Consider the following 11,454-nt stretch of genomic DNA (forward strand, 5'->3'; position numbering starts at 1 on the left):
CTTAGTAAGTACTTGTGCGGAAGTTCTTTCAGCGGTTGGATCGGTGTCGTGACCACTGACCGACAGAGCCGTAGAGTCAGCCCGATGACCGGAAGCAAGCCAGGCGTGGGGAAGGAGCCCCGCACGGGGAGGAGCCTGAAAGCCCAGCAGCGGCGGCAGGAGATCCTGCAGATCGCCATGGACACGTTCGCCGCGCGCGGCTACAACAACGCCTCCCTGCAGGAGATCGCCGACCGTGCTGGAGTCACCCAGGCCGGTGTCCTGCACTACTTCCGCTCCAAGGCCCAGCTGCTCACCAGCGTCCTCGAGTTGCGCGACGCGACGGACATCGAGCAACTTGGCCCCGAACGCCCCCGAGGCATGGCCTTCCTGCGTCACCTGGTCGACACCGTTCGCCGCAATGCCGAACGGGAAGGCATCGTCCGGCTGTACGCCGTCCTGTCAGCGGAGAGTGTCACCGAAGGCCACCCCGCCCAGGACTACTTCCGCGACCGCTACACGGGACTGCGCGCCATGGTCACCGAGGCCCTCGCCGAAGCAAGCGAACTCGGCGAGATCCGGGCGGATGCGAACCTCGAAGACGCGGCCAACGCGATCATCGCCGTCATGGACGGCCTCCAGGTCCAGTGGCTGCTCGCCCCCGACTCCGTCGACATGACCGCCTCCACGGACCGCGTGATCACCGCACTCCTGGCAGAGCTCAGCACCAGCCGAACCTGAGCAGCCTCAAGCGGCCGAGCACCCCGGCCCTGCGGTACGCGACAGCGCACCGAAGGGCCGGTGAATACATGTTCAGACAGGGTCTACCGGGCGGCATCCGACCCCCACCCCACTAAGACGTCGTCTCATTTGGAGTGCTGGGTAGTCTGCACTGTGTGGTGATGGTCGAGCGCATAGTGCCGGATGAGTTGTGGGAGCTGTTCCAGCGGGTGGTCCCACCCGCTCCATCACGGCCACAGGGCGGCGGCCGGCGCCGGTACGGGGATCGCGAGGTGCTGGCCGCGATCATCTTCGTGGCCGTGACGGGCTGCACCTGGCGGCAGTTGCCGCCGGTCTTCGGCCCCTCGGGGCCGACCGCGCACCGGCGTTTCACCGAGTGGACCGCCGCCCGGGTCTGGGCGAAGCTGCACCGGCTCATCCTTGACGAGCTGGGTTCGCGTGGCGAGCTGGACTGGTCGCGGTGCGCGATCGACTCGGTGAACATGCGGGCCCTGAAAGGGGGGAACTGACAGGTCCGAATCCTGTCGACCGGGGCAAGAAAGGCTCGAAGATCCACTTGATCACCGAGCGGACCGGTTTACCCCTCTCGATCGGGATCTCCGGCGCGAACCTGCACGACAGCCAGGCACTCGAACCGCTCGTGCGCGGCATCCCGCCGATCCGCTCCCGCCGCGGCCCGCGCAGGCGACGACCCACCAAGCTGCACGCGGACAAGGGCTACGACTACGACCACCTGCGCCGATGGCTACGCAAGCGAGGCATCCACCACCGCATCGCCCGCAAGGGCATCGAGTCCTCCACCCGCCTGGGCCGCCACCGCTGGACGATCGAGCGCACGATGTCCTGGCTGGGCGGCTGCCGCAGGCTGCACCGCCGCTACGAACGCAAGGCCGAGCACTTCCTGGCCTTCACCGCCATCGCCTGCAGCCTCATCTGCTACCGCAGGCTCACCAAATGAGACGATGTCTAAGACCGTGTCCTACGTGGCGGGGCGTCGTTGATCTCTGTATGGGGCGGGGTACGTGGAGTTGGATTGTTCCGGACGGGCTGTGGGAGATCGCGAAGCCGCTGATCCCGCCCTCGAGGGTGCGGCCGCAGGGCGGCGGAACGCAGGACACCCCTGATGAGACGCTGTTCGCCGCCATCGTCTACGTCTTGGTCAGCGGCTGCGCCTGGCGCCAACTGCCGCCCTGCTTCGGCATATCGAAGTCGACCGCCCACCGCCGGTTCTTGATCTGGTCGAGAGCCGGCCTCTGGGGGCGGCTGCACGAGGCCGTGCTGCACCGGCTCGACGACGCCGGCCTCATCGACGTCACCCGCGTCGTCCTGGACACCGCCCACGTCAGGGCTAAAAAGGGGGCGAACACACAGGTCCGAGCCCCGTGGACCGGGGCAAGCCGGGTTCCAGGATGCACGTCCTGTCGGACGCGACCGGACTGCCCCTCCTTGTCGGCGTCTCCGCCGGCAACACCCACGACAGCGAAGGGCTGAAGCCCATGGTCGAGGGTCACCAAACGAGACACGACCCACACCGCGGCCGCCACTTCAAGCCCCAGCGCCTCCACGCGGACAAAGCCTACGACCGCGCCGATCTGCGGAAATGGTTACGTGGCAAACACATCGGAGTACGGATCGCGCGCAAAGGCATCGAGTCCAGCGAACGATTGGGCCGTCGCCGCTGGGTCATCGAGCGCACCATGTCGTGGCTGTCCGGCTACCGCAGACTCAGCCCCCGCTACGAGCGCGATCCCCGCAACTACCTGGCCTTTCTCGGCCTCGCCGCCGCCCTCTGCTGCTACAAACGACTTCTCCGCCTCACCACGTAGGACACGGTCTTAGCCGGAGCCTCCGAGGAAGGACAACCATGGAGCTCTTCCCGCCGATTCCGCTCGCCGAATGGCGGGACTGCAAGGAGGCGCTGCACCGGTTCGCGCAGGTCGTCGGCAAGATTCGGCTCGCCGCCAGCGTTCGGTGCAACCACTGGTGGAATGTGCCCTTCCACCTCACCGGGCGTGGCATCACCACGCGTCCGATGGGGCAAGCCGATCCCCAGCCCCTTCGACCTGCCGGACGCATCCAGGCCGTTCGCCGAGGACACCGAACACGCTGCCTACGATCCCGTGCAGGCCAACCGCTATTGGCGAGTCCTCAGCCACGTGGCGCTGATACTGGAGGAATTCGCGGCTGAATTCTCGGGGAAAGCCAGCCCTGTGCATCACTTCTGGCACACCTTCGACATTGCCTACAGCAGGTTCTCCGGGCGGCACGCCGAACAGCCGGCCGAAGCGGACCCCGTCACCCGCGAGGCGTACTCCCGTGAGGTGATCAGCTTCGGCTTCTGGTTCGGGGACGACACGTTCCCCGAACCCGCCTTCTACTCCTACACCTCACCCGAACCCCCAGGGCTGGCGGAGGAGCCGCTCGCACCAGGATCCGCCCGATGGGTGGCGCGCAACGGCAGTCACCTGGCCGTCCTCCGTTACGACGATGCCCGCGCCGAAGCGGACCCCCGCGCCGCCGTGCTCGCCTTCTACGACAGCACCTACCGGGCCGGAGCCGGACGCGCCAACTGGGACACGACCAGGCTGGCCTGCCCTGGAGGAATCACGGACCAGCACCTGGAAGCCCCGCCCACCTGATCCCGACCCGGCGCGTGCCCGCCCGCCGTTAACCCACCACAACTCGCGTACCGACCAGTTCGACGTTCTCGTTCGCCTGTGGGACTTTCAGTGCATGTGCCGCCGGCCCATGGGGAGCGCGCCCACCACCGGGCCTGCATGGGATCGGGCCATGTCCACCCCGGCGGGGGGTTGTAGTCGTAAGCATCGTCCGGGCCGAACGCGGCCTCCTTGACTAGGTCCTCCGCTGCTTGGCCGGCATCGACTCCAGATGGGCCCAGTCGACGATCAGGACCTCCATGCATACGCCCATGCGGTCAACATACGAACCGGCTGGCCACCGGCTTGGAGGTGTCTCGAGGAGCGCCGCCGGTCTTCCCCTCACGGCGGCCCTGCAGGAAGAGTGCCGGCAGGGCCGCACACGGGCAGAGCTGCGGGCACGGGGCTCTCCTAGGGTTACTTGAGCACGAGGGAACCCGTGCGCTTTCCAGACGGGAACCTCGTGGGGGAGGTGTCGGGCGAGTACGTGCAGATCCTGGGCGGCGTTCGTGTTCAGCCGGTACGCCGGTCGATTTCCTTTTGCACGGTTCCGATGGCTGCCTGGGCGCTGGCGATGGCGGCTCCCTGCTGGCGTGACAGGTTCAGCAGCTCGTCTAGGAGGGTCCGCTTGACGGTGACTTTGCGGCGGAAGTCGTCTGGCAGGGTGGTCTTTCTGTAGGCGTCGAGGTGGGCGACGACGGTGCCGAGCGGGAGCTCGGGGAAGCGGCGTTCGGCCTGTTTGATGCGGCTGTGGAGCTCGCCGAGCTTGATCAGGTCTGTCTTCTGTGCTGCGGTGCTGGCCAGCTTGTCGAGGAGGACGACGGTCTCGTTGAGCAGCTCATAGTCGGATTGGAAGCGCTTGGCCTGCTTGGCGCGATGGCTCTTGCGAACCTGGTCGACGGAGAAGTACGTGCTGATGATCAGGGCGGCGAGGCCGATGACGGCTGCCCACGTCCAGGAGCTGGTGAAGGCGTCGTGGGAAACGTCGCCTCCCAGTAACAGGCGAGCACATGATTGGGAGGAGTTCTCCGTCAGCTGGGGTGCTGAGCAGTGCGTCATCGGGCATGTCCTTGTGCTGAGAGGTTCTGTGGAGGTGGCGTGCGGGGTGTCCCGTATGGGGCCATGACCGAGACAGGGCACCAGTCATCTTGGAGTAGGTAGCGGTGTTCTGTGGACATACGCTGTGTTGCCTCATGTCGTGTTGCGGCTGAGGGAGTCAAGTGGCGTACGAATGGCGGTTGTTCTGGGTTGGTGTCGGGGGTAATCCCGCAGGAAGCCGACCCGTCCCCGGCTGGGAGGACTTGGAGGAGCGCGAGCGGGCGCTTGGGCTGCGCGAGCGGCAGCCGATCCTGGTCTCGCCGGATGGCCGGGTGGATCCTCGACTGAGTGAGTGCCTGCGACGCTCGGCGTTCTCGGCCAAGGCGCAGGGCACGCAGGTCACGTACGCCCCGCTCTACCGGCTGTTCTTCACGTTCCTGTGGCAGCGCGGACTGGACTGGGATGAGGCGTCCGAGCACGACGTCGAGGACTGGGAGGACTGGCGCCGACGAGGGGCGACGAACCCGGCGCCGGTCGACGGCGGCACGTGGGCGAAGGAGCATGCCGCGTTGAAGCTGCTGTACGGCATCGCGGCCAAGCGCGGACTCGTGGCGTCGAACCCGGTGACGCTCGCCTCGCCGTCGGACGTGAAGACCTCGGACGTGAAGTGGCTGTCGCCTCGGGCCTTTCGGCTGTGGCGCAATGTCGGGCTCGGCGGCATGCTGCCGGGCGGCCTGGAGGACGAGGCGTGGCGCGGCCGTTCGGCCGGCCGTGACACGGCGTACGCCGACCTGATGTACTCCAGCGGCCTGCGGCGCCGCGAGGGCGGCACTCTGCTGCTCTGCGAACTCCCGGCGCTCGGGCGACGGAACTACTACGCGGGCAGGGTGGGCCAGGCCGTGGCCAAGCGGGCCAGCTACACCTTCTACGTCGGCCATCCGGCGCTGCAGCGCGTCGAGGGCTACCGGATGAGCACGCGCGCTTCGGCGGTGGCTCGCGCGCGCCGGCGCGGCGTCTACGACCGGCTGCCCGGCCTGCGCATCATCCAGAGGATCAGCCGGGCGGGCCGCGTGCAGTGGAGGAGTCGGGACGGGCGTACGGGCGAGAGCGTGCTCGGGAGGTTGACGGCTGCCGAGCGGATGCGGCTGTTCGTCGATGGCGTAGACGGCCTGGAGCCGGCGATGCTGTGGCTGACCGAGAGCGGGCTGCCGCTGCGGTACACGGGCTGGACGAAGGTCTTCGAGCGTGCGAGCGACCGGTGCGCCGCCGCGGGGCTCGACGTCTTCGCGACGCCGAAGATGCTGCGGCACTCCATGGCCCTGCGGACGCTGATTGCGCTGCACAACTCGCTGGACCGCCGGCTCGGGCTGACGCCCGCCGAGCGCCTGCACTACGAGGAGGTGTACGGGCAGGTCTGGCTGATGGTCAAGGACATGCTCGGGCACCGCAGCGAGCAGGTGACGCGGGACGTGTACCTGGAGCCGGTGCGCGGGCTGCAGCTGGAGTCGCTGCTTGGCGACGACGACAACCCCGTGAACGCGGAGAAGATCGCGGAGCTGGCGGCGCGTACGGGCCTGATCCTGGACGCGGCGTGAGCGGGCGGGGGCGCCGGGCGGCGCTGCCGCCGACGGACTACCGCAAGGCGCCGGTGCTGGACGCGGACGGCCTGGTCATCCGCCCGGTCAGCGGCGCCGGGAAGCCGCTGGGCGTGTGGGACTTCCGTGACAGCCCCGGGCCCGTCGACTTCCGTCGGGCGTTGGTGGCCGGACTGGCCGCGCAGGGCCGGGGCTGGGGCAGTGAGGACACCTACCAGACGAACGCCAGCACGCTGAGGCTGTTGTTCAGGGATGCCGCGGCAGCCGAGCCGCCCGTCACCGCGACGGGGCAGATCACGGTGGAGTGGTGGAAGCAGTGGAGCGGCGACATCCACGTACGCCGGGTCCTGGCCGCGGTCGTCCGGCGGGCGCCCGGGGTGCCGGAGGCGACCCGGGTGTTCCTCCAGACACCGCGGCGTCGGCCACCGGCCCGGCGCGGACGCCCGCGCAAACAGGCCCACACCCGGGAGGAACTGCGCCGGATCCGGGACGCGGCCGCCGCGACGGTGCGCGCCGGGAGGCTGCGGATCGCGACGAACATCGCGGTCCTTCAGCGGTGGAGGGCAGGTGCGATCGAGCGCGGGGACGGCGACTGGCCCCTCGGTGAGGTGCTGGACGTGCTGGCCCGCACCGGGGACCTGCCGCGCTACCCCAACAGCGCCGACCACGCGGTGACCGCGTACGCGGAGCGCGCGTTCGGCTTCGAGGGCAACGCCGCCTCGCTGAGCCGGCTCTTCCCGACGCCGGTGGAGATCGGGGCGGCGGCCGTGCTGCTGATCGTGCACGAGGCGTGGAACTTGTCGGTGCTCAAGAAGATGGACGTGCCCACCTGGTGGCCGAACGCGGACCGCGAGGACCCCGCCGTGCACCAGGTCGACACGGACAAGGCCCGGCGTGGACGCCGTCGGCACGCGAGCAACACGCTCGTCGACGTCGGCGAGGGCTCCAGCGGACGGGCCCTGCGGCACGTGCTGGAGCTGACCGCGCAGGCCAGGACCACCCTGGAGGCGTTGGGCCATCCCTCGACGAAGCTGCTGGTCGGCCACCGCGGCCTCGGCGGAAGCGAGAATCTACGGGACCATGCGCTCGGCAAAGCCCTGGACGGGGCGATCCGGCGCTGGCAGCAGCAGGTCCGCGTCGGCGGCGTCGACCTGCCCGCCCGGGTTAACTCCCAGGCGCTGCGCCACAGGGCGCAGGCGCACCACGGCCGGGCTCGCAACAACACCCAGGCCACCCACGAGCGGGAGTACCAGCTGAAGGACGAGGGCGTCCGCGCTGCCTCGTGCGGCGCGGTGGAGCTTGGGCTGGCCCAGGCTCTGGCCTCCGCCCGGCAGACGGTCGCCATGCGCCTGGTCGAGGAGGTCGACGCCGAGGGCGAGGTGAGTGCCGAGCTCGTGGCCAAGGAGGCCGGGATCGACGTGGAGGTGGCGCGCCGGATCGTGGCTGGCCGGCTGCGCACCCCCGTCGCCTCGTGCGCAAACTTCCTCAACTCCGACCACGGCACGGCCGGGATGCCGTGCGCGGTGTCGTTCCTGCTGTGCTTCGCCTGCCGTAACGCGGTGGCCACCGGTCGAGACCTGCCCCGCATCGCCTACCTGCACCAGGCGCTGAAGTCTCTGCGGTCGGCCGTGACCCCGGCGGTGTGGGCCGCGGACTGGGCGACGCACCACGCGCGGATCGGCGACTTCCTCACCACCTACACCACCACCGACGCGCGGCCCCAGCTGGTCGCCGCCGTGACCGACAGCGAGCGGGAGCTGATCCACGCGATGCTGGAACGGAGGCTCGACCCGTGAGTGCGTCCTCGCCCGCCCCCGCCGGCTTGGAAGTCGTCGACCCGGCCCCGGACACCTTCGTCCTCCCGTTCAACCGACTGCGGCCCGGCTTCGACCCCGAACAGCTGCCGCGCTTCCGCGACCTGGCCTGGCGCCTGGCGCTGATCAGCCCCAGGGAGTCGAATCGCTCGCTGGTCATCGACTGGACCCGCTGCCCCGCCGGGCTGCGGCCCGGCTTGATGCGCGCGGCCTTCGCCGAACTGAACATCCCGACCCCGGCCGTGCTGCTCCAACAGCGCGCCTCGCGATCCACCACCCAACCGGGCACCCTGCGCCACAACTTCCAGATCTGGACCCGCTTCGCCACCTGGCTCGACGGTTGCGGCATCACCGAGCTCTCCCAGGTCACCACCGGCGACCTGGAGGCATACGCCGAGTACCTGCGCCCGCTCGGCCGCCGGTGGCGCACCGACGCCAAGGCCCTGTGGGTGATCTCGCGGCTGTGGGCCTACGCCCCCTACCTGCCAGAGAGCGACCGGCTGATCATGCCGCCGTGGGAGGATCCGGCCGCGGTCATGTCCGACTTCCTCGGCACCAACGACGACACCCCAGACGGCGAGAACAGCGTCGCGATTGTGCACCCGGCCGTCATGGCCCCGCTGCTGGTGTGGGCGCTGCGCACAGTCCTGGACCTGTCCCCGGACATCCTGGCCGCCGCCCGCGAGCACCGCCAGCTGCTCGACGCCATTCCCGACCGTGCCCCGCTCGGCGGCACCGAGACCACGGTGGCCCATCTGCGCGGCCTGCTCGCGGCCGGCGAGAAGTTGCCCTCCAGCGGTGCTCCGGGCGCCAGCGCCGTGCGCGCCCGCTATCACGGGGTGCTGCCGCCGATGGCCAACACCTTCCTGGCCGGCACCCTCGGCGTCACCACCTCCCAGGTCGCCCGCGCTCGCGGCCTCCTGTCCGACGAGCTCACCCCGGCGGACTTCGGCCCCGCCCCGGTCCTCGACGTTCCGCTCGCCGCCCGGATCGGCGCCGCCCCGTGGAGGCAGCCGATCGGCTTCGACGACGTGGACACCCTGATGCTGCATCTGTCCACCGCCGCCCTGATCTGCTGCGCCTACCTTTCCGGCATGCGGCCCGAGGAGGTCCTGGCCCTGCGTCGCGGCTGCTGCACCCGCGTGGAGTGTGAGGACGGCACCGTACGCTTCGAGGTCCGCGGCCGGCACTTCAAGGGGGTGCTGGACGAGGACGGCAACGCGATCGGCGAAGGCGAACAGCGAGCGGACCCGTGGATCGTGTTGGAGGAACTCGAAGACGGCGAGCAGCTGTTCACCCGCACCCTCTACCGGTACGCCAAGGGCACCTGCCTGCCCCGCACCGGGCTGTCCTCCGACACCGCCGTGGAACGGATCCGCGCCTTCACCGCCTGGGCCAACCAGCTCGCCGCCGCCCACGACCGGCCCCACGAGCTGATCCCGTCCGATCCCGACGGTGCCGTCGCCCTGCGCCGCTTCCGCCGCACCGTCGCCTGGTTCATCTACCGCCAGCCCGGCGGCCGGATCGCGCTCGCGGTGCAGTACGGGCACGCGGCCACCACCATGTCGGAGTCCTACGCCGGCCGCTCCCAGGCCGACATGCTCGAGGTCCTGGACCAGGAGAAGGGCCTTGCCCTGGCCGAGACCCTCACCGAGGCCGGCGAACGCCTCGCCGCTGGCGAGAAGGTCAGCGGCCCGGCCGCCGACCGCTACCGCGCCGCGGCCGCCGAGTTCTCCAACCGTTACGCCGGGACCTACCTCGGCAAACGCGAACTGCGCGCGCTGGTTGCCAATCCCCGCCTCCAGGTCTACGAGGACCCGAAGGCGTTCCTGACCTGCAACCACGACGCGTTCACCGCGCTGTGCAACCCCGACCGTGACCGGGCGGGCGACGGCGCCCGTCACACCCCCGACCACTCCCGTTGCCACCGGGCGTGCGCGAACATCAGCCGCACCGACAGCCAGATCACCGCCCTGCGGGCCGAGGTCGCGCGGATCGACGCGGACGCCGACGCTGGCCTCGACCCCTACCCCATCGCCGCCCGGGAACAGCAGCGCAAGGCCCACCTCACCGCCATCATCCGACGCCACGAGGCCCAGCAGCCGGCCGACACCCAAGTCGAGGAGCGACGATGAACACCCCCGCCGCGGCCGCCCCCGGCCCGCGCCACGGCGCGGCGCTGGCCCAGCTCGTCGGCGAGGCCCTCACCCACGCCCAAGGCCACGCCGACACTGAGGACGCTGCGGAGATCAGGGCCATCACCGACGCCATGGTGCGCCTGTTGATCGGCGCCCCGCTGCACTCTGACGGCAAGCTGACCGTCGTATCCCTGGCCACCGAAGCCGGACTGCGCCGCAACAAGCTCACCCACAAGCACACTGGCCTCAAGGATCTGTTCTACGCCCTGATCAAGGCCCGCAATCACGTCCCCGAAGCGGTGCCCGACTCGGCACGGGCCCGCGCGGACAAGCAGCAGCAGGACCTGGCCCGCGTCCGCGCCGAACGCGACGATCTGCGCGGACAGGCGCAGCTCCTGGCCCGGATCGTCCACGTCCTGGAGATCGAGAACAGCAAGCTCAAGGAGGCCAACGCGGCCTTGGAGCAGCAGGTGGTCGCCCATGCCTCGGTTTCCGACCTCACCCGCCGGAGGCGCCAGCTCTGACCCTGGCGTCAACGCCGAGCGGCAGCAGGCCGAGGTACGGGATGGCTTTCTCCTGGCCGATGATGCCGAGATTGAAGCCCGCACCGCCCGGGCAGAGGCGCAGGGCGAGGTGGATGGCCGGCCGCAGATGCTGCGGCCGGCCGGGTCGTGATGGCCATGCAGTCGGTGCGGGAGTCACATTCCGCGGTCTGGGCTTGCCGGTGGCGTCGGTGATCTGGCTAGGGCCCAGCAATGGTGCCGGTCTTCGCGAGTTGGGGTCGGCCGTGTGCGGGACCTGTGCGCGCACCTGCCGTGCTGCGGTCATCGCGGTGACCACGAAGAGGTCGTTCCCGGGCGGCCGCCTCTTCGGCCGGGTAACCGTGTCCCATGCCGGCCTGATGACCTTCCCGGCAGCTCTCTCCCGGTCGAGCGGGCCGGTGGAGCAGCCTTCAGAGGGCCCGGAAAAGCGAAAGAGCCCCGCTCAAGACGAGGTCTCTTTCTGTAACCGACAGCTTTTTATGATGGCGCGATTTCTGCTTCCAGACCATTCAACCCTTAATGCAACACCTTTAAGTCCTGCCGGAAGCCTGATACTAACTCTCACTCTCTGCTCAGTCAATAACGCTACGCACTCGAATGACTTCGTTGAGTACTGATTTTGTGCCGGGCCGCACATACAACGGCTGGGCTGAGCGGATCGCCCCGCCGATGAAGCCGTATTCATCCCGTGCCAGTGCCACGAGTTCCTCCCGGGCCAACAGAAGCGTGTCCACTGGGACTGCACCGCGCGTGCAGCCCGCCGCGGCGTGCTCCAGCGCCACGGACGGCGGTCGGCGCAGCACCACCAGGAAATCCACGTCGCTGGCCCGGCCGGCGGTCCCCTTGGCGTACGAACCGAACAGCAGGACCTCGTCCGGGTCGCACGCCCGGACCAGCCGTTCGGCCAGCCGCGCAACGAACTGCGGCACGGGCGAATCCGCCGTCACGGA

General features: G+C 69.6%; 9 protein-coding genes and 1 pseudogene. 8 read left to right on the plus strand and 2 right to left on the minus strand.

From position 1 onward, the window contains the following. Positions 1-84: 84 nt before the first annotated feature. From ACIBL4_RS39155 to ACIBL4_RS39170, 4 genes and pseudogenes are all read left to right on the plus strand, one after another. Positions 85-720: a TetR family transcriptional regulator gene (locus tag ACIBL4_RS39155; protein ID WP_399416608.1), complete on the plus strand. Its 636-nt coding sequence runs from the start codon at positions 85-87 to the stop codon at positions 718-720. A gap of 161 nt (positions 721-881) precedes the next feature. Beyond that, positions 882-1,678, plus strand: a protein-coding gene (locus ACIBL4_RS39160) for an IS5 family transposase (protein WP_399416610.1) whose coding sequence is annotated in 2 segments (ribosomal slippage) — positions 882-1,217 and positions 1,220-1,678 — 795 coding nt in all. Because the reading frame shifts where the segments join, the coding sequence is not laid out codon by codon here. 50 nt (positions 1,679-1,728) lie between these two features. Further along, positions 1,729-2,546 (plus strand): IS5 family transposase gene (locus ACIBL4_RS39165; protein WP_399416611.1). Its coding sequence is split into 2 segments (ribosomal slippage): positions 1,729-2,071 and positions 2,071-2,546, totalling 819 coding nucleotides; the frame shifts between segments, so codons are not numbered across the junction. Positions 2,547-2,584: 38 nt separating this feature from the next. Beyond that, positions 2,585-3,359: pseudogene (locus ACIBL4_RS39170) on the plus strand (DUF5996 family protein). A gap of 531 nt (positions 3,360-3,890) precedes the next feature. Here the strand turns inward: ACIBL4_RS39170 and ACIBL4_RS39175 are convergent. After that, positions 3,891-4,436: a hypothetical protein gene (locus ACIBL4_RS39175; RefSeq protein WP_399416612.1), complete on the minus strand. Its 546-nt coding sequence runs from the start codon at positions 4,434-4,436 to the stop codon at positions 3,891-3,893. Positions 4,437-4,678: 242 nt separating this feature from the next. On the opposite strand from ACIBL4_RS39175, the gene ACIBL4_RS39180 reads away from it, so the two are divergent. Genes ACIBL4_RS39180 through ACIBL4_RS39195 form a run of 4 tightly spaced genes read left to right on the plus strand, consistent with a single transcriptional unit; the run spans position 4,679 to position 10,486 of the window. Continuing rightward, positions 4,679-6,010 (plus strand): integrase, encoded by a 1,332-nt coding sequence (locus ACIBL4_RS39180; protein WP_399416613.1) that lies wholly within the window; start codon positions 4,679-4,681, stop codon positions 6,008-6,010. After that, the gene (locus tag ACIBL4_RS39185) at positions 6,007-7,806 is read left to right on the plus strand and encodes a hypothetical protein (RefSeq protein ID WP_399416614.1); all 1,800 of its coding nucleotides are present in this window, start codon (positions 6,007-6,009) and stop codon (positions 7,804-7,806) included. Before ACIBL4_RS39180 ends, ACIBL4_RS39185 begins: the two co-directional genes overlap by 4 nt. Then, positions 7,803-9,959 carry a hypothetical protein gene (locus ACIBL4_RS39190; RefSeq protein WP_399416615.1) on the plus strand — a complete coding sequence of 719 codons (2,157 nt, stop codon included), beginning with the start codon at positions 7,803-7,805 and terminating at the stop codon, positions 9,957-9,959. Before ACIBL4_RS39185 ends, ACIBL4_RS39190 begins: the two co-directional genes overlap by 4 nt. Beyond that, on the plus strand, positions 9,956-10,486 hold the full coding sequence (locus tag ACIBL4_RS39195) for a hypothetical protein (protein WP_399416617.1): 531 nt from the start codon (positions 9,956-9,958) through the stop codon (positions 10,484-10,486). Before ACIBL4_RS39190 ends, ACIBL4_RS39195 begins: the two co-directional genes overlap by 4 nt. Before the next feature lie 590 nt (positions 10,487-11,076). Here ACIBL4_RS39195 and ACIBL4_RS39200 read toward each other — a convergent pair. After that, on the minus strand, positions 11,077-11,433 hold the full coding sequence (locus ACIBL4_RS39200) for a nucleotidyltransferase domain-containing protein (protein ID WP_399416618.1): 357 nt from the start codon (positions 11,431-11,433) through the stop codon (positions 11,077-11,079). Positions 11,434-11,454 lie beyond the last annotated feature (21 nt).

It is taken from the genome of Streptomyces sp. NPDC050416 (assembly GCF_044458845.1).
In the GTDB taxonomy this organism is placed as follows: domain Bacteria; phylum Actinomycetota; class Actinomycetes; order Streptomycetales; family Streptomycetaceae; genus Streptomyces.